The 19,923-nt window shown below is 75.8% G+C and carries 17 protein-coding genes; 5 read left to right on the forward strand and 12 right to left on the reverse strand.

Annotated elements, in window-relative coordinates; translation table 11 throughout:
- Positions 1 to 7 precede the first annotated feature (7 nt).
- From ACIRPP_RS11295 to ACIRPP_RS11315, 5 genes are all read right to left on the reverse strand, one after another.
- The gene (locus ACIRPP_RS11295) at positions 8 to 2,071 is read right to left on the reverse strand and encodes an SWIM zinc finger family protein (RefSeq protein ID WP_403641165.1); all 2,064 of its coding nucleotides are present in this window, start codon (positions 2,069 to 2,071) and stop codon (positions 8 to 10) included.
- Positions 2,072 to 2,868: 797 nt separating this feature from the next.
- The gene (locus ACIRPP_RS11300; protein WP_403640268.1) at positions 2,869 to 5,814 is read right to left on the reverse strand and encodes an SNF2-related protein; all 2,946 of its coding nucleotides are present in this window, start codon (positions 5,812 to 5,814) and stop codon (positions 2,869 to 2,871) included.
- Between the two features lie 115 nt (positions 5,815 to 5,929).
- Positions 5,930 to 6,439 carry a sugar kinase gene (locus ACIRPP_RS11305; protein ID WP_403641168.1) on the reverse strand — a complete coding sequence of 170 codons (510 nt, stop codon included), beginning with the start codon at positions 6,437 to 6,439 and terminating at the stop codon, positions 5,930 to 5,932.
- A gap of 65 nt (positions 6,440 to 6,504) precedes the next feature.
- Positions 6,505 to 7,653 carry an ROK family glucokinase gene (locus ACIRPP_RS11310; protein ID WP_403640271.1) on the reverse strand — a complete coding sequence of 383 codons (1,149 nt, stop codon included), beginning with the start codon at positions 7,651 to 7,653 and terminating at the stop codon, positions 6,505 to 6,507.
- Positions 7,654 to 7,911: 258 nt separating this feature from the next.
- Positions 7,912 to 8,661 carry a GntR family transcriptional regulator gene (locus tag ACIRPP_RS11315; RefSeq protein WP_403641171.1) on the reverse strand — a complete coding sequence of 250 codons (750 nt, stop codon included), beginning with the start codon at positions 8,659 to 8,661 and terminating at the stop codon, positions 7,912 to 7,914.
- A gap of 116 nt (positions 8,662 to 8,777) precedes the next feature.
- On the opposite strand from ACIRPP_RS11315, the gene ACIRPP_RS11320 reads away from it, so the two are divergent.
- On the forward strand, positions 8,778 to 9,800 hold the full coding sequence (locus tag ACIRPP_RS11320) for a Gfo/Idh/MocA family oxidoreductase (protein ID WP_403640274.1): 1,023 nt from the start codon (positions 8,778 to 8,780) through the stop codon (positions 9,798 to 9,800).
- Positions 9,801 to 9,863: 63 nt separating this feature from the next.
- Here ACIRPP_RS11320 and ACIRPP_RS11325 read toward each other — a convergent pair whose 3' ends face one another.
- From ACIRPP_RS11325 to ACIRPP_RS11335, 3 genes are all read right to left on the reverse strand, one after another.
- A complete protein-coding gene (locus ACIRPP_RS11325) occupies positions 9,864 to 10,292 on the reverse strand; it encodes a PaaI family thioesterase (RefSeq protein ID WP_403640277.1) in 429 nt (142 codons plus the stop codon).
- Positions 10,293 to 10,384: 92 nt separating this feature from the next.
- Entirely contained in the window at positions 10,385 to 11,062 is a 678-nt protein-coding gene (locus tag ACIRPP_RS11330) for a response regulator (RefSeq protein WP_403640280.1), read from the reverse strand.
- Positions 11,063 to 11,156: 94 nt separating this feature from the next.
- Positions 11,157 to 12,404: a sensor histidine kinase gene (locus tag ACIRPP_RS11335; protein ID WP_403640283.1), complete on the reverse strand. Its 1,248-nt coding sequence runs from the start codon at positions 12,402 to 12,404 to the stop codon at positions 11,157 to 11,159.
- 181 nt (positions 12,405 to 12,585) lie between these two features.
- Here ACIRPP_RS11335 and ACIRPP_RS11340 point away from each other — a divergent pair, with 181 nt between their 5' ends.
- Positions 12,586 to 12,786: a hypothetical protein gene (locus ACIRPP_RS11340; protein ID WP_192232512.1), complete on the forward strand. Its 201-nt coding sequence runs from the start codon at positions 12,586 to 12,588 to the stop codon at positions 12,784 to 12,786.
- 120 nt (positions 12,787 to 12,906) lie between these two features.
- On the opposite strand, the gene ACIRPP_RS11345 is transcribed toward ACIRPP_RS11340, so the two are convergent.
- Complete coding sequence (locus ACIRPP_RS11345; protein WP_403640286.1) at positions 12,907 to 13,533, reverse strand: dihydrofolate reductase family protein; 627 nt, start codon at positions 13,531 to 13,533, stop codon at positions 12,907 to 12,909.
- Positions 13,534 to 13,728: 195 nt separating this feature from the next.
- Between ACIRPP_RS11345 and ACIRPP_RS11350 the strand changes: the two genes are divergently transcribed.
- Positions 13,729 to 14,517 (forward strand): SDR family NAD(P)-dependent oxidoreductase, encoded by a 789-nt coding sequence (locus ACIRPP_RS11350; protein ID WP_403640288.1) that lies wholly within the window; start codon positions 13,729 to 13,731, stop codon positions 14,515 to 14,517.
- 423 nt (positions 14,518 to 14,940) lie between these two features.
- On the opposite strand, the gene alc is transcribed toward ACIRPP_RS11350, so the two are convergent.
- The gene (gene alc / locus ACIRPP_RS11355; protein WP_403640291.1) at positions 14,941 to 16,056 is read right to left on the reverse strand and encodes an allantoicase; all 1,116 of its coding nucleotides are present in this window, start codon (positions 16,054 to 16,056) and stop codon (positions 14,941 to 14,943) included.
- Positions 16,057 to 16,088: 32 nt separating this feature from the next.
- A complete protein-coding gene (allB, locus tag ACIRPP_RS11360; protein ID WP_403640294.1) occupies positions 16,089 to 17,429 on the reverse strand; it encodes an allantoinase AllB in 1,341 nt (446 codons plus the stop codon).
- 348 nt (positions 17,430 to 17,777) lie between these two features.
- On the opposite strand from allB, the gene ACIRPP_RS11365 reads away from it, so the two are divergent.
- Positions 17,778 to 18,587 (forward strand): IclR family transcriptional regulator, encoded by an 810-nt coding sequence (locus ACIRPP_RS11365; protein WP_403640297.1) that lies wholly within the window; start codon positions 17,778 to 17,780, stop codon positions 18,585 to 18,587.
- A 151-nt stretch (positions 18,588 to 18,738) separates the two neighbouring features.
- On the opposite strand, the gene ACIRPP_RS11370 is transcribed toward ACIRPP_RS11365, so the two are convergent.
- A complete protein-coding gene (locus ACIRPP_RS11370; RefSeq protein WP_403640300.1) occupies positions 18,739 to 19,002 on the reverse strand; it encodes a DUF5955 family protein in 264 nt (87 codons plus the stop codon).
- 274 nt (positions 19,003 to 19,276) lie between these two features.
- Here ACIRPP_RS11370 and ACIRPP_RS11375 point away from each other — a divergent pair, with 274 nt between their 5' ends.
- Positions 19,277 to 19,891 (forward strand): NTP transferase domain-containing protein, encoded by a 615-nt coding sequence (locus ACIRPP_RS11375; protein ID WP_403640303.1) that lies wholly within the window; start codon positions 19,277 to 19,279, stop codon positions 19,889 to 19,891.
- Positions 19,892 to 19,923 lie beyond the last annotated feature (32 nt).

The raw sequence follows: 19,923 nt of genomic DNA on the forward strand, positions 1-19,923 counted from the left end.
GAAGCCCCTACAGCGGGGCCGCGGCGTCCATCCCGGTGAGGGCTCCGACGGGGTCGGGGTCGGGGGTGCCGCGCGGCCACCAGTCGTCGCGGCCGGGCTCGGACTCGTAGGCGTACCAGAGGTGGTCGCGGCCGAGGCGGAGCTGGACGTGGCCGCGCGGATGGGTGAGATGGTTGCGCCACGGCCGGAAGGCGGGCAGGTCGGCGGCCAGCAGCAGGGGACGGGCCCGGTCGAAAGGGCCCGCCGGCGGGTCCCAGGACTCCTCAAGCACCTCCAGGCCCGCCGGGCCGCCCTGCCGCCAGGCGGCGACCGCGCGGGCCAGCTCGGCCGGGGTGCGGCCGGCGGCGGTGGCGAGGGAGGAGTACAGGGCGCGGGTGGCGACGGTGAGTCCCGACCCGGGCCGGGCCGCGGCGAGCCGCACCGCGTCCTGCCACAGCGTGAGGCCGCCGACCGGGTCCCGGCCGGCGGTGAGCAGGGCGTGGGCGCGGGCGGCGGCGTCGGTGGCCAGCTGGTCCAGGGCGAACGCGTCCGGGCCGCCCGGCACCCCCGGGTACACCGGCGGCTGCTCGGGGTGCGCGGGCGCGGGCAGCGGGGCCGGGAGCGGCGGCAGGGCACGCGGCTCGAACGCCTCGGTGGCGCGGATGCCGGGCAGCGGCTCGGGCCGCGTGTCCCGGGCGGCACGCGCGGCGCTGCGGCGGGACAGGTCGTCGATCACCTCGCGTTCGCCGCGCCCGCGCAACAGGAGCAGGACGAACGGGTCGGCGTCGAGGAGCCGGGCGGTCGCGTAGCAGAGGGCGGCTGCGTGCTTGCAGGGGTGACCGGAGTCGGGGCAGCTGCACCGCGGGGCGAGATCGCCGGGGCCGGGCAGCAGCGGGACACCGCAGTCGGCGAGGGACTGGGGCATCACCTTGTCCAGCAGGGCCGCGATGTGACCGGGCCGCTCGGCGGCGGCGTCCAGGAACCGGTCCCATTCGGCGTCCTCGAACGTCCGCAGCCGCACCTGCACGCGGTACGGCCGCGGGCGGCTGCCCTGCACGTACGCGAGGACGAGCCCCGGCGTCACGGTGACCGCGTCGACGTGACCGCGCTCCGCGTACACCCGGCCCCGCGCCAGCCGCGCGGCGTCCAACGCCCCCTCCTCCAGCGCGGTCACCCAGGCGTTGCCCCACCAGGTGTCGGCGATCCCGGCCGCGGCGTCCGCGCGGGGCCCGAACGCCGGGAACGTGCGGCGGAGTTCGCCGTCGCGGGCGGGGGCGGCCATGGAGCGGGGGGTGTGCGGCGCCCCGCCCGCGGCGGGCGCACGGGCCGGCCCGGCGGACCGGTCCCGCGCCGGGGGTGCGGGGACCTCGCGGTCGTCCTTGGGGGTGGGGGGCGGGCCGGCGGCCGTGGCCCGCGGTCCCGGGCCGCCGGGCTCATCGGCGTCCGACGGCGGCGGCATGCGGAACGCGTCCGCGAGCGCGTCCCGCACGGCGCGTGCCCGCGCGTCGGCGACACGGTCGCCGCGCGAGGTGCGGGGCAGCCGGGGGGCCGGGGCGGGGGTCCGCCGGGGTGCCGGGCGATCGCCGCGCGGCCCGGCCTCGGCACGGGCATGCAGCGCCTCCTGACGGGCCGACCGCAGCGCCTCGCGCGCGATGTCCCCGGGGCGGCGGCCGGGGGCGGCCCCGCTGTCGTCGTTGTCGTCGCTGTTGCGGCTGTCGTCCGGGGTGGGGTTGGTGGTGCCGAGGGCCGTGTCGTGGGGTGCGGGACGGGCGGACGTGGGCGGGTCAGTGGGTCCGGGCGGCGTGCCGTGCGCTGCGGGACGGCCGGGCGCGGGCGAGCCGTCGGGCCCGGTGAGGCTGGGGCGCGTGGTGTGCGGTGCGGGACGGCCGGGCGCGGGCGGACCGTCGGAGGCCGTCGGGCCGGTGGGACCCTGAGGCGTCGCATGCGATGCGGAACAGCCGGGCGCGGGCGGACCGTCGGAGGCCGTCGGGCCGGTGGGACCCTGAGGCGTCGCATGCGATGCGGAACAGCCGGGCGCGGGCGGGCCATCGGAGGCCGTCGGGCCGGTGGGACCCGGAGGCGTCGCATGGATTCCCCCGGCGTCCCGGGCCTCATCGTCGTGTGCCGCGTGGTCGGCGGAGGGTGCCGCTTCGGGACGGGGTGCGGTGTCGCTACGGGGCGCTGTGTCGGCGTGGGCGGCGTCGCCGGGGCCGGAGGGGTCGCCGAGGCCGGGTGCGGGGCCGGAGGCCGATGCGGCACCGGGGCCGGGGGTGTCGCCGGGGGCCGGTGCGTCACCGGGCGCGGGCCCTGCCGCCCGCTGTGCGGCCCTCGCCCGGCGCAGCGCCTCGCGGGCGACGTCTGCGGGGCGTCGTTCCCCGGGCGCGGGCTCGCGCACGGTGTCGCGTGCAGCGTCACGTGCGCTGGAGGGGTGGCCGGGGGCCTCCCCACCCCCGTCGCGGTCCGCCCGGTGCTCGTCCTCCGCGCCGGTGCCGGACCGGCCCGCCACGGGCCCGGCGTCGGCACAACGCCCGGCCTCGTCAGGGCGGATGCCCGCACCGCCGGTACCCGGCTCGATGTCGCCAAAACGCCCAGCCCCTACAGGGCGGATGCCGGAACGGCCGGTACCCGACCCGGTGTCGCCCGGATGCCCGGTCCCAGCATGGCGCGTACCGTCACGCCCGCTCGCGGACCCCCCGGTCCCGCCCCGCGCCTCCCCGTACCCGTCCATGTACCCGTCCCCGGCGGAGCCGCTCGCGTCCCGCGCCGCCCCCGGCGCTTCGCCTCCGCTCGCGGCGGCGGGGTGCTCCGAGGCACGGGACGCGGCGCGGGCGGCGCGGAGGGCCTCGCGGGCCAGGTCGGCCGGGCGGGGGGTGTCGGGCGGGGGCGGGGTCACGAGGGCCTTCTCAGGGAGACCAGGTCGGACAGTTCACGGTCGGTCAGTTCGGTGAGGGCGGACTCGCCGGAGCCGAGGATGGCGTCGGCGAGGGCGCGCTTGGCTTCGAGCATCTCGGCGATGCGGTCCTCGACGGTGCCCTCCGTGACCAGGCGGTGCACCTGGACGGGCTGGGTCTGGCCGATGCGGTAGGCACGGTCGGTGGCCTGTTCCTCGACGGCCGGGTTCCACCAGCGGTCGACGTGGACGACGTGGCCCGCGCGGGTGAGGTTCAGGCCGGTGCCGGCCGCCTTCAGGGAGAGGACGAGGACGGGTGTCTGCCCGCTCTGGAACCGGTCCACCATGCGCTCGCGTTCGGCCACCGGCGTGCCGCCGTGGAGGAGTTCGACGGGGACCGCGCGGCCGGTCAGGTGGGTGGTGATCAGGCGGGCCATGCCGACGTACTGGGTGAACACCAGGGCCGAGCCGTCCTCGGCGAGCACGGTGTCCAACAGCTCGTCCAGCAGGGCGAGTTTGCCGGAGCGCCGGGCGAGCCGGTCGCCGTCGGGCCGGGTGTGCTCCTCCTTCAGGTACAGCGCCGGGTGGTCGCAGATCTGCTTGAGCGAGGTCAGCAGTTTCAGCACCAGGCCCCGGCGTCCCATGCCCTGCGCGGTCTCGATCGCGAGCATGGACTCGCGCACCACCGCCTCGTACAGGGAGGCCTGTTCGCGGGTGAGGGGCACGGGGTGGTCCGTCTCCGTCTTGGGCGGGAGTTCGGGGACGATGCCGGGGTCGGACTTCTTGCGCCGCAGCAGGAAGGGCCGTACCAGGCGGGCCAGCCGCTGGGCGGCCTCGTCGTCCTCGCCGCTCTCCACGGCGCGCGCGTGGCGGGCGCGGAAGGACTTGAGGGGGCCGAGGAGGCCGGGGGTCGTCCAGTCGAGGAGGGCCCACAGTTCGGAGAGGTTGTTCTCGACGGGGGTGCCGGTCAGGGCGACGCGGGCGGGTGCCGGGATGGTGCGCAGGGCCTTGGCGGTGGCCGAGTGCGGGTTCTTGACGTGCTGTGCCTCGTCGGCGACGACCATGCCCCAGGTCCGCTCGGCCAGGGCGGGGGCGGCGGAGCGCATGGTGCCGTAGGTGGTGAGGACGAAGCCGCCGGTCAGGTCGTCCAGGCTGCGGTCGGGGCCGTGGAAGCGGTGGACGGGCACGCCGGGCGCGAACCGGGTGATCTCGCGCTGCCAGTTGCCGAGGAGGGAGGCCGGGCAGACGACGAGGGTGGGCTCGGTGCGGGCCCGCTTCAGGTGGAGGGCGATGAGGGTGACGGTCTTGCCCAGGCCCATGTCGTCGGCGAGGCAGCCGCCGAGGCCGAGGGAGGTCATGAGCTCCAGCCAGGCCAGGCCGCGCAGTTGGTAGTCGCGCAGGGTGGCGGCGAGGCCGGGGGGTGGTTCGGCGGGGCGGACGCCGGCGGTCAGGCGGTCGCGGAGGACGGCGAGCGCGCCGGCCGGGACGGCCTCGACGGTCTCGCCGTCGACCTCGGCGCTGCCGGTGAGGGCGACGGAGAGGGCGTCGACCGGGTCGAGGAGGCCCAGGTCCCGTTTGCGGGCCTTGCGGACCAGGGCCGGGTCGACGAGCACCCACTGGTCGCGCAGCCGGACCACCGGGCGGTGGGCCTCGGCCAGGACGTCCATCTCGGCCTCGGTGAGCGGGTCGCCGCGCAGGGCTACCCGCCAGCCGAAGGTGAGCAGCCGCTCGCTCTCCAGGAAGGGGCTGCCGTCGGTCGCGGAGCCGGGGGCGGGCCGGACGACGGCCGTGGCGGTGAGGTCCTGGGCGAGGTCCCGGGGCCAGTGCACGGCGACTCCGGCCGCGGCGAGCCGGGTCGCCGCGATGCCGAGCAGGTCGGTCAACTCGTCCTCGGACAAAGCCAGTACGTCGGGTACGTCCCGGTCGGACAGCCGGTCCAGGGGCGGCCAGACGCGGGCCGCGCGGCGGACGGCGAGGGCGGCGTCCACGCGGGCGCGGGGCCCGAAGGAGCTGTCCGCCTCGCCCGCCCACAGGGCCGCCGCGTCGGCCACGAGGGTGGGATCGGCGAGGCTGTGCACCTGTACGACGGCGGCGCCCGCGGACCGGGGGGTCCGGCTGTCGTCCGCACCCTGCCCGGCCGGGGGGCGGTCACCGTCGAAGAGGTCGTACGCCGACAGGTCGAGGCGCAGGGAGATGCGGACGCCCGCGTCCATGCCGGCGGCGACCTCGGCCGCCCAGTCCCGGGCACCGGGCAGGTGGCGGGCACCGCGGGCGGCGAAGGCCCCTCCGCAGGCGTGGGGTGCGGCCGGGGTGCGGGGCAGGAGGTCGGCGACGGCGTCCAGGAAGGCGCGGACCAGGGCCTCGGGCGTGGGCAGCCGGAGGGGGCCGGGGCCGGGCAGCGGGACGGCGTGTCCCTCGGGGGGCAGGGCGGCGGCCACGGCGCGCAGGTGGGCCACGTCGTCCGGGTCGAGGGGGCCCGCACGCCAGGCGTCGTGGCCGTCGGCGGTGAGGCCGGGCAGCAGCCGTCCGCGGGCGGTGAGCCGCAGTGCGTGCAGGGCGGCGGCGCCCCAGCAGGCGGTGGCGGGGTGGGCCGCGGGGTCGTGGCGCGCGCCGGCCAGCAGGGGCAGGGCCTCGTCGAGGGGGAGGGTGAGGGCGGGGGTGGTGCGCCGCCGTACGCCGCTGCCGTGCGGGCGGACGACGGTGAGGTCGGTGCGGCGGCCGGGGGCGGCGTCGAGCAGGCGGCCGAGCGGGCCGTCCTCCGCACCGCTCTGCGGGCCGTCGTGGGTGCCGTGGTGGGGGCGGCCGTCCTGCGGGTCCCAGAAGGCGACGCGGCCGTCGCGCGGCAGCGGGGCGGGCAGGAAGACGGCCGCGAGCCGCACCGGATTTCCGCCCCCGGGCGCGGGGTGCACCGCCGTCCCGGCGGTGGTCGTCACGGCGTCGCCCATCGGTCCTGCTCACCTCCCGCCCGCATGTCGCTTCCTCGTCCTCGACTCTACGGGCGGGGTCCGACAATCGGGTCCGCCGGCCGGAGGCCCGGACACGCCGGGTCCCGGCCGGGGATCAGGGGACCGTCTCCGCGACGACGTACACCCGGGGCAGTCCGGGCCGGGAGCGGTTGACCACGATGTCGTGCGAGGGCGCGGGGTCCTTCCGCTCGCGGGTGAGGCCCGACCAGGCGCCGGGGACGTCGAAGCGCCAGCCGGTGATCTCCCGGTCCCGCTCGTTGACGGGGATCCTGCCCTCGCGCAGGTCGTCCACGGTGACGCCGAGGCTGGTGAGGAAGGTGTTCAGGCCGGCGTCGGTGGTCTCGAACTCGACGTAGAGGCGGCTGGTCTTCCAGTTGTTGGTCTCGTAGTACGCCACCCACGACGCCGGGTGCGGGATGGGCACCTGGTAGATGCGGCGCTGCACCTTCGACGGCCAGCCCTCGGTCAGGCCGGTGGCCGCGTACTTGGCCGCCTTGTCCTTGCCGCTGGCGCGGCTCTGCGCGCCGGAGACCACCAGGTACCCGGCGGGGATGCCGATGAGCAGCACGATGATGAGCAGGGTGAGGGCACGGCGGCGGATCATGTGCCGCCGGTCCTCCGGCGGCCGGGGCCTGCCGGGCAGCCCGTTGCGGTGGGCGGGGTCGGCGCTCACATCGCCTCCCCGGCGGTACGGCGGGCCTCCACGTACCGCTCGTAGCGCTCGTACCGCTCGACCCGGCGGCGCTTGGCGCGGCGGAAGCGGCGGGCGACCAGGCGGGCGAGGTCGGCGGCGCCGACCATGCCGGCCTCGGGGCCGAGCTGGGCGCGGACGATGTGGGCCTCGGGGCGGTAGCCGCGGCCGGTGAGGTGGCGCTTGAAGGCGTCACGCGCGGGACCGATGAGCAGGTCGTCGGCGGCCGAGACACCTCCCCCGACGACGAAGCAGGACGGGTCGAGGGCGGCGGCCAGGTTGGCGATGCCGACGCCGAGCCACTGGCCGATGTCCTGGAGCAGTTCGACGCACATGGCGTCGCCGTCCCGCGCGAGTTCGGTGATCATCGGGCCGCTGATCTCGGCGATGTTCCCTTTGACGTGCTCGATGATCCCGTAGGCGACGGGCGAGTCGGCGGCGGCCAGTTCGCGGGCCTCGCGGACCAGGGCGTTGCCGGAGCTGTACTGCTCCCAGCAGCCGCGGTTGCCGCAGGGGCAGCGGTGCCCGCCGGGCACGACCTGCATGTGCCCGAACTCGCCGGCGACGCCGTACTTGCCGCGCTTGACCTGGCCGTCCTCCAGGATCGCGCCGCCGATGCCGGTGCCCAGCGTGATCATCACGAGGTGGTCCTCACCGCGTCCGGCGCCGAAGCGCCACTCGGCCCAGGCGGCGGAGTTGGCGTCGTTGTCGACCAGGACGGGGACGGCGAGACGGCCGGCGAGGCGGTCTCTGAGCGGCTCGTTGCGCCAGGACAGGTGGGGGGCGAAGAGCACCCGGTTGCGGTCGGCGTCGACCCAGCCGGCCGCGCCGATGCCGACGGCGTGCACGTCGTGCCGGTCGGACAGGTCCAGCACTAGTTCGACGATGGTGTCCTCGACCACTTTGGGGCTCTTGGACTTGTCCGGTGTCTCGGTGCGCAGCTTCTCCAGGATGTTGCCGTCGGCGTCGACGACACCCGCCATGACTTTCGTCCCGCCGATGTCGATGCCCACCGTCGGCACCCGGGGTGCCGACAGGTGTGAGCGTCGCTCCCGGGTGCCGACGGTTCTCAGGACCGGGGCACGGCGGGAGCCGATGGGGGCGGTGAGGTCGCGGTAGGTGCTCATCGGGTGCGATTCTGCCGCACGCGTGGCCCGATTGCGGTACGCCGAAGGTCAGGGTGGTGTGGATCATTTTCCGTCGCGAACCGTCGGTCGCGCACTGCGGTACGCAGCGTCACGGGCCGCGCCGGTCACCGTCCACGCGCGCCCCGCTGACAGCGACCCGTCACATTGTCCGGACAAAGTACGCCGTGGTCGTGGGCGTCGCCCACGCGTGCGTCCGCGGGTCGTGGGCGTCGCCCGCGCGTGCGGCCGACGGGGGCGTCAGGACCGGACGAGCAGCTGGAACTCGAAGGAGTAGCGGTCGGGCCGGTAGGTGTGGGTGCCGTACTCGACCGCGCGGCCGTGGTCGTCGAAGGTGATGCGCCGCATGGTGAGCAGCGGGTGGCCGGTCTCCTCGTCGAGGCGCTCGGCCTCGGCGGCGGAGGCGGCGCGGGCTCCGATGGTCTGGCGGGCGCTGTGCAGGGTGATCCCGGCGGCCCGCATCAGCCGGTACAGGCCGGTGGCCTCCAGCTGTCCGGTGTCCAGTTCGAGCAGGCCGCAGGGCAGGTAGTTGCACAGGAACGCCATCGGTTCGCCGTGCGCGAGCCGCAGCCGTTCGATCCGGTGCACCTCGCTCGCCTCGGGTACGCCGAGCGCGGCGGCGATCTCGGCGGAGGCGGCGACGACGGTGTTGACCAGGACGCGGGTGGCCGGCCGCTGTCCGGCGGACTCCAGGTCGTCGTAGAGGCTGCTCAGTTCCAGCGGGCGTTTGACCTGGCTGTGCACCACTTGGGTACCGACTCCGCGGCGCCGCACCAGGAGTCCCTTGTCGACCAGGGACTGGATGGCCTGGCGGACGGTCGGCCGGGACAGTCCGAGCCGGGCGGCGAGCTCTATCTCGTTGCCCAGGAGGCTGCCGGGGGTCAGTGCGCCGTGCTCGATGGCCGCTTCGAGCTGCTGGGACAGCTGGAAGTACAGCGGGACGGGGGAACTGCGGTCCACACGCAGCTCCAGCCGGCCGGTCGGGTCCACTCCTGGTTTCGGCACGGCCCGAGCGTAGCCCCGCGCGTGGTTGACGGGAAGTAGTGAAGTTCGATTGTCCGGACATACGGATTGACAGGAAGGGGCGGGGGCCGCACTTTGATTCCATGCGCATCGGGGTCATCGGTACAGGCCGCATCGGCACCATTCACGCCCACACGCTCAGCAGGCACCGCGACGTCGGCTCGCTGATCCTCACGGACGCCGATCCGGCGCGCGCCCAGGCGCTCGCCCACCGGCTCGGGGAGACGGCGGCGCCCGGGGTGGACGAGATCTACACCTGGGGCGTGGACGCCGTGGTGATCACCACGGCCACACCGGCCCACGCCGAACTGATCGGTCGGGCAGCACGCGCGGGGCTTCCGGTGTTCTGCGAGAAGCCCATCGCCCTGGACCTGGCGGGGACGTTACAGGCCATCGCGGAGGTGGAGACGGCCGGGACGGTCCTCCAGATGGGATTCCAGCGCCGGTTCGACGCGGGCTACACCGGCGCGCGTGAGGCGGTGCGCTCCGGGCGGCTCGGCCGCCTGCACACGGTCCGGGCGATGAGCAGCGACGCGGAACCGCCGCCCGCCGGGTACCTGGCCCAGTCCGGCGGCCTGTTCCGGGACACGCTGATCCACGACTTCGACATCCTGCGCTGGGTGACCGGCCGGGAGATCACCGACGTCTACGCGGCCGGGTCGGACGCCGGGCCGGCGGTGTTCCGGGAGGCGGGCGACGTCGGCACGGGCGCCGTCCTGCTCACCCTGGACGACGGCACGCTCGCCGCGGTCACGGCGACCCGCATGAACGGCGCCGGGTACGACGTGCGGATGGAACTCGCCGGGGAACGCGACCAGATCGTCGTGGGGCTCGACGACAGGACGCCGATCGCGTCGACGGAGCCCACCGGCCCGCCGGCGGCGGACAAGCCGTGGACCGGGTTCCTGGAACGCTTCGCGCCGGCCTACGAGGCGGAACTCGTCGCCTTCGTCGAGGTGGTGCGCGGCGAGCGGCCCAACCCCTGCGACGGGCGGGAGGCGCTCCAGGCGCTGCGCATCGCGGAGGCGTGCGAGCTGTCCCGGCGGGAGCGCCGGGCGGTGCGTCCGGCGGAGATCCCGGGCGGGCAGGAGTCGGCCTTCGGCTGAGCGGGACGGACGCGGCCCCTCACCCCGCCGTCAGGGCCCCGACGGCACCGCGCCGCGCGCGTCTCAGGGGGTCGCGACCGGCAGGACGGTGCCCTCGGCGACGGCGCACAGGGTCTCGGCGCCGTCGCCGTCCACCGTGGACAGGTCGCAGCGGACGACGGCCCGGCGGCGGCCCGCGTGCACCACCTCGGCGCGGGCGCGCAGGGTCCGTCCGGTGGCCGGGCGCAGGTACTGGATGGAGAAGCCCCCGGTGAGCACGTGCGGCCCGAGCACGGTGCCGCCCGCGAAGGTGAGCGCGTTGTCGGCGGCGTAGGACACCACCCCGCCGTGCAGGAAACCGTTCTGCTGGTGCAGTTCCTCCCGGACGTCGATCTCCAGGGTGGCGCCGCCGTCCCCGAAGGCGGTCACGCGCGCGCCCACGAGCCGGCTGAAGGGCTGGCTGTCCAGGACGTGCCGGGCGGCGGTCAGGTCGAGGGCGGGCGACGGGGTCATGGCTGCGGGGCTCCTCGTGAGGCGTCGGAAGGTGCAGGAAGAGGGGGAAGGCGGGGGTGGGGAAAGGGGGATCGGAATCCGGGCGCCCGGTGCTACGGCGTCCCGGGCGGCTCCTCGGGGAGTCCGGCGTCGTACGCGAGCAGGGCGATCTGCACCCGGTTGTCGAGGTCCAGCTTGGCCAGGATGCGGGAGACGTGGGTCTTGACGGTGGCGACGCTCAGGTAGAGCTCCGCCGCGATCTCCGCGTTGGCCAGGCCCCGCCCGACGGCGACGGCGACCTCGCGCTCCCGCTCGTTGAGGGTCTCCATCCGCGCCCGCGCGCGGGCGCGACGGGTGTCCGCGGCGGTGCCGGCCGCGTGCGCCATCAGCTGCCGGGTGACCGCGGGCGACAGCACGGGATCGCCGGCCGCGACCCGGCGCACCGCGGCCACGATCTCGGCGGGCGGGGTGTCCTTCAGGACGAACCCGGCGGCGCCCGCGCGCAGCGCCCGCAGCACCTGCTCGTCGGCGTGGAACGTGGTGAGCACGATGACCTGCGGGGCCTTCTCGCGGCCGCGCAGCGCCTCGGTCGCGGCCAGCCCGTCCACCGTCGGCATCCGGATGTCCATCAGGACGACGTCGGGGCGGGTGCGGTCGACGAGGGCGCCGACCTCGCCGCCGTCGGCGGCCTCACCGACGATGTCGATGTCGTCGGCGCCGCCCAGCATGAGGGACAGCCCGGCCCGCACCAGCGGGTCGTCGTCGACGAGGAGCACTCTGATCGCAGTCATGGGCGGTACGTAACCACGGCGGGGCGGGGCGGCGACACGGGGTGCGGGCCGGCCGGTCCGGCGGCGGGGGACGGCGCGCGGTGCCGGGGCCGGGTCACGGCCACGGCAGCCGGGCCCGCACCTCGAACCCGCCGTCCGGGGTGGGCCCGTGCTCCAGGGTGCCGCCCGCCAGGCTCGCCCGTTCGGTGAGGCCGATCAGCCCCTGTCCGGCGCCGGGGACGGGCGGTACGGCGTCGCCGGGCGGCGGGTTGGCCACCGTCACCTCCAGCCCCTCCCCCGGTGCGCCGGTGACGGTCACGGTGACCTCGGCGCCGGGGGCGTGCTTGCGGGCGTTGGTCAGGCACTCCTGGGCGATCCGGTAGGCGGTGCGGCCGACGGCGGCGGGCACGGCGTCGGCGTCGGTGACGCGCAGGGCGAGGGCGACCTTCATGCCCGCCTCCCGGGACTCGGCGACCAGGGTCTCCAGGGCCGCCAGCGTGGGCTGGGGCCGGCCCCCGTCGTCGGCGTCCCCGGCCCGCAGCACCCCGATGATCTCCCGCAGGTCCTGGAGCGCCTCGTGGGAGCTCTCCCGGATCACACCGGCCGCCCGCGCGATCTCCTCGCGCGGCGCGTCGGGGCGGAACTCCAGCGCGCCCGCGTGCACGCTCAACAGGGTCAGCCGGTGCGCGAGGACGTCGTGCATCTCGCGGGCGATGGCCTCCCGGGCGAGCCGCTGCGCCTGTTCGGCGCGCAGCCGGGCCTCGGTCTCCGCCCGCCGGGCCCGGTCCCGCAGACTCAGCAGGAGCTGCCGCTTGGAGCGGACGAACATGCCCCAGCCGACGACGGCGCCCGTCAGCACGGTGAGCAGGACGAGCGAGGCGGTGTACGGCAGGTCGGGGTCCGGGCGCCACCAGAAGTAGAGCGGCACCAGGGCGAGTTGTGTCGCGCTCACCCAGGCCACGTAGCGGAAGGGCCGGTGCACGGCGAGCGTGAACAGGGCGATCATGGCCACGCCGCCGGACGTCTCCGAGACGAAGCTGACCGGGACCATGGCGACGGCGAGCCCGAGCGGCCGGCGGCGGCGCAGCCAGAGCGCGGCACAGGAGAGCGCGCCGAGCAGCTGGTCGACGGCGACCAGGGCGGGCGGCACCTCGCTGTGACTGAGCGTCTCGGCGCCCAGCAGGCCCACCACCACGGCCAGCAGGAAGCACCCGAAGTCGACGACCCAGTCGCGCACGGTCCGCCGGGGGCGGCGCCCGGAGCGGTTCGTGCCGGGGTCGAGCTCGTGCAGGAGGGCGGACGGGAAGAACCATCGGGGCCCCGTCAGCACCGGGGCGGTCTGCGCCGCCGTGTCACCAGTCACGGTCGGCAAATCTACGCAGCGGGCCGGGCGGCGTGCCGCGTCCCGGGCGGTATCGGATACCGAAGTCGCGGCGGCGCAGACTTTCGTCGCACCGGCCGCCGCGGATCATGGTCCTCCGTCGCCCCGGGGCCGTCCCCCCGGCCGATCCGGGCCGGGGCGCGGCCGCGCGAGAGTCGGCGTCATGAAGCAGACGCTGGAGGTTCTGGGTTTTCTCGCCGTGGTGCAGGGGCTGGCCGGTCTCGTGAGCGAGTTCACGGACTGGCACTGGGGGGTGGTGCAGCGCATCGGCTTCCTCGACGGTTACGAGCTCTACGCGAGCCTCGCCCTGCTGGTGCTGGGCGGCGCCCTGTTCGCCGCCGCGGAGAGCCGGGCGTCCGGCTGACCGCGGCCGCTGACCGCGACCGGCTCGACCGCTTTGGGCTGACCGAGTCCGGGTGACCGAGTCCGGGCGGCCCCACCCGCGCGGGCCGGCCGCCCGGAGCCGGTGTGCGGACCGGTCCGGTCAGGCGTCCTCCGGCAGCTCGAACGCGCCGTACTCGGGGCGGCCGGCCGGGGCGTAGGTCTGGATGGACACGCCGGTGCCGGTGACGCTGCCGCCGGTGCGGCGGAAGGCGGTCGGCAGGAAGCCCTCCCCGAACAGGCGCCGCCCGGCGCCCAGCACGACGGGGAAGGTCACCAGGTGCAGGGCGTCGACCAGGTCGAGGGCGAACAGCGACCGGGCGAGGGTCGCGCTGCCGTGCACCTGGAGCTCCCCCTCGGTGCGTTCCTTGACCGCCGCCACCTCCTCGACGAGCTCACCGGTGAGCACCGTCGTCGGGGACCAGTCCGGGTCGGTGAGGGTGCTGGAGACGACGTACTTCGGCAGCTTGTTGAGCGGCCCCGCGATCGGGTGCGCGGGGTCGGTGACCTTGGGCCAGTAGGCGGCGAAGATGTCGTAGGTGCGGCGGCCCAGGAGGAAGGCGCCCGCGCGCGTGAAGCTGTCGGCGGCGAACCCGCCGAACTCCTCCTCCACGAAGGGGACGGTCCAGCCGCCCTGGCGGAAGCCGTCGGAGGTGTCCTCGTCCGGCGCGCCGGGAGCCTGGTGGACGCCGTCGAGGGTGACGAAGCTGGTGACTACGAGCCGGCCCATGGCGGGACCTGCCTTTCCGGTCGTCGTTCACGGGTGGGACGTCATGGGTCCCGGGGGATGCATACCGTTTCGTCCCGGGTGGGACGTCATGGTGCTGACCGCCGCCGGGGCCTCGACTCATCGGTCGCGGGCGTCCGCGTGGACGATGTCCGTTGCCCGCCAGCGCTCCCGGGGCGCGGACGCTGGGATGGGCCCATGACGAAATACACCCATGTGCAGTCCTCCGGGAAGACGAGTGAGAAGGCCGACGCCAGGTCCCTGGCCGGCCGGGCGGCCCTGGTGACCGGCGGCAGCCGCGGGATCGGCGCGGCGACCGCGCTGCGGCTCGCGCGGGAGGGAGCGGACGTCGCGGTGACGTACGTGCGGGACAAGGAGGCCGCCGCGGAGGTCGTACGGGCCGTCGAGGAGCTGGGGCGCCGTGCGGTGGCGCTGCGCGCCGACGCGGGTGACGCCGGGGAGGCGGCCGGCGCGGTGGCGGCGGCCGTGCGGGAGCTGGGCCGGCTCGACGTGCTGGTGAACAACGCGGGCGTCGGGGTGCTCGGTCCGGTGGAGTCCCTCACGGTCGCCGACGTGGACCGGGTGCTCGCGGTCAACGTGCGCGGGGTCTACCTGACCTCCCGCGCGGCCGTCGCCCACCTCCCGCGCGGGGGCCGGATCATCACGATCGGCACGTGCATGACCCAGCGCGTGCCCGGGCCCGGCGGGACGCTCTACGCCATGAGCAAGTCGGCGCTGGTCGGACTCACCAGGGCGCTGGCGCGCGAGCTGGGCGGCCGGGGGATCACGGCCAACATCGTCCACCCGGGGCCGATCGACACGGGGATGAACCCGGCGGACGGCCCCCACGCGGACGGCCAGGCGGCGATGACCGCGCTGGGCCGGTTCGGCACGGCGGAGGAGGTGGCGGACACGGTCGCCCACCTGGCGGGCGCCGGATACGTGACGGGCGCGGAGTTCGCGGTGGACGGCGGACACGCGGCGTGACGCGGGCTCACGCGGGAGCGGGTCGCGCGGGGTCACGCGGGAGCGGTACACGCGCGGGGCCGCATGTGCGCCGTTCGCGCTCGGGGTCCACGCGGGAGCGGTTCCCGTGTGAGCAAGGCTGCCTGCCTTCGCGCGTGAGCAGCCGCTCGCCCACTCCCCGTTCGCGGGTGAGCCGCACCCGCGCGGGCGCCCTGCGAGCGGGCTCCCGCGCGGGCGCCGTATGAGCGGGCCCGCGCGGCCTCGTGAGCGCACCGAAGCCGAAACGGAGGGCGGGCGCACCGGCAGAACCGGCCGGTGGCGCCCTTCCGGTGCGCGGACGGCGCCGTCCCGCACGGGCTGCCGCTCACGCCGGTCCGTTCCGGTCCGCGCGGGGGCCGCCGGTCAGCCGCCCAGCTCCTGGTGGCGAGCCGTGAGGGCCGCCGGTCAGCCGCCCAGTTCCTGGTGGCGGGCCGTGAGGGCCGCCGTGCCCTGCTCGGTCAGGGAGCCGAAGAGGCGCAGGCGGGAGATGCCGCCGTCGGGGTAGACGTCCACGCGCGCGTGGGTGCCGACGGCCGGTTCCGGCAGGACGAAACGTTGGTTGGTGTCGGGCTGGAGCGGGGTGCGGGGCAGGATCTCCCGCCAGTCGCCGTCGTCGCCGTCCTTGACCGACACCGAGGCCCAGCCCGCGCTGTTGCCCAGCAGGTAGGCCGTGTCGATCTCCAGGGCGCGGACCGACACCTGGCCGGTGAGCGCGTAGCGGATCCAGTCGTGCCCCTGGTCGCGGCGGCGCCGGGTCTCCCAGCCGTCGTCCATCTTGCGGGAGCGGCCGGGCTGGATGGTGTGGTCGGCGGGCGAGTAGAAGCGGTCGGAGGCGTCCTCGACCCGGCCGCCGTTCTCCAGCGCGACGACGTCGAAGGTGCCCAGGGCCGTCAGCCAGGCCGGGTCCGGGACGACCTCGCCGTGCACGCGCAGCCGGGCGATGCCCCCGTCGGGGTACTGCCGGAGGCGCAGGTGGGTGAAGCGCTGCTCGGCGGACACGACGAAGCCGTTGGCGGCGTGCCCGCCGACGGGGGTGCGCGGGACGAGCGTCGTCCACTTCACGTGCTCCGAGAGCAGCTCCTCGGGGGACGGGGAGCCCGCCACCGAGGTGCCCTCCACGGACACGGCCTGCGGGTGGTTGCCACGGAAGTGGGCGGTGTCCACGACGATGCCGCGGACGATGCCGGGCACGCCGAGCCGGATCAGCGCCCAGTCGTGGTCGTCGTCCGCGGGCCAGGGGTGGTCGGCGGAGGTGCCGCGGCGGCGGCGGGTCTCCCAGCCGTCCATGACCTTGCCCTTGTGGCCGAAGTGCTCGGGGTCGAACTCGGCGCGCTCCGGCCGGATCAGGTTCTCGCGCTGGGCGAAGAACTCGTCGTTGGCGGCGACGACCCCGGCGCCGAGCCGCCGGTCGGCGAGGTCGGGGTGCCGGCTGAAGGGGAGGTCGGCGGTGCGGTAGTCCGCGTAGGGGTCGCCGCCGCGGTAGGGCTGTGCGTCGCCGGTGAAGCTCAGGTTCGCCGTCACGGGGATCCGGTCCTGCCTTTCGGGAGTCGGTGTCAGTGGTCGCGGGTGAGCAGGCGGCCCGTCGGCGCGGTGAACTCGCCGTCGGCCACGATGCGCCGGCCTCGCAGCCAGGTGGACCGGACGACGCCGTGCAGGGTCCGGCCCGCGTAGGCGGTCACCCGGTTGCGGTGCTGGAGCGCCGCCGGGTCGACGGTGAAGGTCTCGTCGGGGGCGAACACGGCGAAGTCGGCGTCGTGGCCGGGCGCGACGGCGCCCTTGCGGGCGTCGAGGCCGGCCAGCCGGGCGGTGCCCGCCGCCATCCAGCGCACCACGTCCTGAAGGCCGTGGCCGCGCCTGCGGGCCTCGGTCCACACCGCGGAGAGGCTGAGCTGGAGGCCGGAGATGCCGCCCCAGGCGGTGCCGAAGTCGGCCGTCTTCAGGTCGGCCGTGGACGGGGAGTGGTCGGTGACCACGCAGTCGACGGTTCCGTCCGCCAGGGCCCGCCAGAGCAGGTCCTGGTTGGCCGCCTCCCGGATCGGCGGGCAGCACTTGAACTCGCTGGCGCCGTCAGGGACCTCCTCGGCGGTCAGGGTCAGGTAGTGCGGGCAGGTCTCGGCCGTCACCCGCACGCCGTCCGCGCGGGCCTCGGCGATCAGCGGCAGCGCGTCCGCCGAGGACAGGTGCAGGACGTGCACGCGCGCGTCGAACCGGCGGGCCTGCGTGAGGAGTTGCGCGATGGCGGTGTCCTCGGCGTCCCGCGGCCGGGAGGCGAGGAAGTCGGCGTACCGGGGTCCGCTGCACGGCGGGGCGGCGGCGAGGTGGTGCGGGTCCTCGGCGTGCACGATCAGCAGCCCGTCGAAGGCGGCGATATCGGCCAGGGCGCGGGCCAGCCGGTCCTGGTCGAGATGCGGGAACTCCTCGACCCCGGAGGGCGACAGGAACGCCTTGAAGCCGAACACCCCGGCCTCGTGCAGGGGGCGCAGATCCTTGGTGTTGTCCGGCAGGGCGCCGCCCCAGAAGCCGACGTCGACGTGTGCCTGGCCGGCGGCGACCCGCTGCTTGGTGCGCAGGTGGTCCACCGTCGTGGTGGGCGGGAGGGAGTTGAGCGGCATGTCGACGAGGGTGGTGATGCCGCCGGCGGCCGCGGCGCGGGTGGCGGTCCAGAAGCCCTCCCACTCGGTGCGGCCGGGGTCGTTGACGTGGACGTGGGTGTCGACCAGGCCGGGCAGCAGGACGTCGTCGCCGATATCCTCCAGGCGTGCCCCGTCGGGGACGGGGGTGTCGTGGGGCAGGACGGCGGTGATCGTGCCGCGGGCGACGGCGACCGACGCGGCGCGCGGGCCCTCCGGTGTGATGACGCGCGTCGAGCGCAGCACCAGTTCGGTGTCGGACACCCGGACCCCCTGTTCCCCTGTGGATCGGCGACTGGTTCGGCTTGTTCGGCTCGTTCGGCTTGTTCGGCTTCTTCGGCTTGTTCGGCCCGGCTCGTGCGAGGGCCGGGCGGTCGGCCCACCTGCCGAATTCAACGTTCTGTTGAAGGAGTCTTCACTCCGGCCCGCCCACCGTCAAGGGTCCCGGACGGTGCGGGAACGCCGCACTCCCACCTCTGGATGTTTCCACTAAACGGAATTATGATTCCGGGCAGCAGAACGTAGCTCCGTACGAGCGGGCGGTCCTCCGGCCGCCGGGTAGGCTGCTGACCTTCCCGCGTGCCCGCCCGTCCGCCCCGAAAGGAACGCGTCGTGCCGACGTCCAGCGCCAGCACCCACGACTCCGCCCGGCCGTCCGCCCCGAGCGGTGGTGTGCAGTCCCTCGAGCGCGCCTTCGACCTGCTGGAACGCATGGCGGACGCGGGCGGCGAGGTCGGCCTCAGCGAGCTGTCCGCGAGCAGCGGACTGCCCCTGCCGACCATCCACCGGCTGATGCGCACCCTCGTGGCGTGCGGTTACGTGCGCCAGCAGCCCAACCGGCGCTACGCCCTGGGTCCGCGGCTGATCCGGCTGGGCGAGTCCGCGTCCCGCCTGCTCGGCACGTGGGCGCGCCCGCATCTGGCCCGCCTGGTGGAGGAGACCGGCGAGACGGCCAACATGGCGCTGCTCGACGGGGACGAGGTCGTGTACGTGGCGCAGGTGCCGTCGAAGCACTCGATGCGGATGTTCACTGAGGTAGGACGGCGGGTGCTGCCGCACTCCACGGGGGTCGGCAAGGCGCTGCTCGCCGGGTTCCCGCCCGAGGAGGTGCGGGCGCTGCTCGGGCGCACCGGGATGCCGGCCGCGACCGACCGGACGATCACCACGCCGGACGGCTTCCTCGCGGCGCTGGAGGACGTGCGCCGGCAGGGATACGCCGTCGACGACAACGAGCAGGAGATCGGCGTCCGCTGTCTCGCGGTGCCGGTGCCGGACTCCCCCACCGCGGCGGCGATCTCGATCTCCGGCCCGGCGGGGCGGGTCACGGAGTCGGCGACGGACCGGATCGTGCCGGTGCTCCAGCAGGTGGCGGCCGAACTCTCGGAGGTCCTGACCGCGGCGGGCGGCACCACCAGCGGCTGACCCCGCACGACAGCACCGGCGGCGGGTCCTGGCCGCGACGGGCACCACCACCGGCCGCCCACGTACCACCGCAGCACCGACTGACCCCGCACGCGCCCCCGCACGACGGGCGGCCCGCCCGCAGGCGCCGGCCCCTCGGACCTCCCGGGGCTCAGCCGCGCGGCGGTGCCGTGCCGAGGAGGTCCACGGCGGCCCGCACGTCCTGGACGCCCCGCCGCAGCGCGCTCATCGAGCCGATCGCCCCGGCGACCAGCAGCAGGGAGCGGCGCAGCCGGGGCAGGTCCCCGCCGCCGTCCGCGGCCAGCGCGTCGAGGGCCGCGAGTTCCTCCTCGGCGATGCTCCGGTCCGGGAAGTCCGCCGGATGGGCGGCGAGTTGGCGGCGCAGCCGGGCCACTGCGGCACGTAGCTCCGTCACCCTCGGATCCTCGCGCTCCCCTGCTGCCACCCGCCTCTGCTCGACGCTCCGCAACACGGTCCTCCCCCTCGCACGCCGGTGTGCGCCTCCCCTTTCCGGTCCGGCATCGCGCCCGACCGGTGCGCGCCAGTAAACGCCACCCCGGGCCCCGCGCGCCAGCCCGCTGCGTCATCGAGTTGCTCCGCAGCGTGACACCGTGGCCCCGGGCATCGATCGCCGCGCGCCGCGCTCGCGCCGCCCGCACCCTCCCCGGCGGGTGCGGTAAGCAGGGCGCATGACGGAATCTCACGACGACGGGGACGCTCCGGCGGTGGCGGGCCTGCTGCTGGCGGCGGGGGGCGGACGGCGGCTGGGCGGGCGCCCCAAGGCGCTGCTTCCCCACCGGGGACGGCCGCTGGTGGAGCACGCGGTACGGGTCCTGCGCGACGGCGGCTGCGGGCCGGTGCACGTGGTGCTCGGGGCGGCGGCGGACGAGGTGCGGGCCCGCGCCGCACTGTCCGGCTGCATCCTGGTCGACAACCCGGAGTGGGAGCAGGGGATGGGCACGTCGCTGCGGGCCGGGCTGGACTCGCTGGCCGGCACGGGCGTGCGGGCGGCGCTGGTCACGCTGGTGGACCAGCCGGGGATCGGGCCGGAGGCGGTCGCCCGGGTGCTGGCCGCGCACCGCGCCGGCCGGTCGCTGGCCGCGGCCTCCTACGACGGTGTGCGCGGCCATCCGGTGCTGTTCGGCGCCGCGCACTGGGCGGGCGTCGCCGCGAGCGCGACCGGCGACCAGGGGGCGCGCGCCTACCTGCGGCGGCACGCCGACGACGTCGCCCTGGTCGAGTGCGGGGACGTGGCTCAGGCGTACGACATCGACACCGAGGCGGATCTGGCGCACCTTGAGTGAGCGGGATGGCACCCAGAGCCATGCCCCGCCCG

The organism is Streptomyces sp. NPDC101219 (genome assembly GCF_044767675.1).
Classification (GTDB): Bacteria; Actinomycetota; Actinomycetes; order Streptomycetales; family Streptomycetaceae; genus Streptomyces.

Excerpts from the sequence above, each read along its gene's own strand:
- ACIRPP_RS11375 (WP_403640303.1), top strand. The coding sequence starts at position 19,277 with ATGACGGAATCTCACGACGACGGGGACGCTCCGGCGGTGGCGGGCCTG.
- ACIRPP_RS11310 (WP_403640271.1), bottom strand. The coding sequence starts at position 7,653 with ATGAGCACCTACCGCGACCTCACCGCCCCCATCGGCTCCCGCCGTGCC.
- ACIRPP_RS11305 (WP_403641168.1), bottom strand. The coding sequence starts at position 6,439 with ATGATCCGCCGCCGTGCCCTCACCCTGCTCATCATCGTGCTGCTCATC.
- ACIRPP_RS11350 (WP_403640288.1), top strand. The coding sequence starts at position 13,729 with ATGACGAAATACACCCATGTGCAGTCCTCCGGGAAGACGAGTGAGAAG.
- ACIRPP_RS11340 (WP_192232512.1), top strand. The coding sequence starts at position 12,586 with ATGAAGCAGACGCTGGAGGTTCTGGGTTTTCTCGCCGTGGTGCAGGGG.
- ACIRPP_RS11345 (WP_403640286.1), bottom strand. The coding sequence starts at position 13,533 with ATGGGCCGGCTCGTAGTCACCAGCTTCGTCACCCTCGACGGCGTCCAC.
- ACIRPP_RS11300 (WP_403640268.1), bottom strand. The coding sequence starts at position 5,814 with ATGGGCGACGCCGTGACGACCACCGCCGGGACGGCGGTGCACCCCGCG.
- ACIRPP_RS11330 (WP_403640280.1), bottom strand. The coding sequence starts at position 11,062 with ATGACTGCGATCAGAGTGCTCCTCGTCGACGACGACCCGCTGGTGCGG.
- ACIRPP_RS11320 (WP_403640274.1), top strand. The coding sequence starts at position 8,778 with ATGCGCATCGGGGTCATCGGTACAGGCCGCATCGGCACCATTCACGCC.
- ACIRPP_RS11325 (WP_403640277.1), bottom strand. The coding sequence starts at position 10,292 with ATGACCCCGTCGCCCGCCCTCGACCTGACCGCCGCCCGGCACGTCCTG.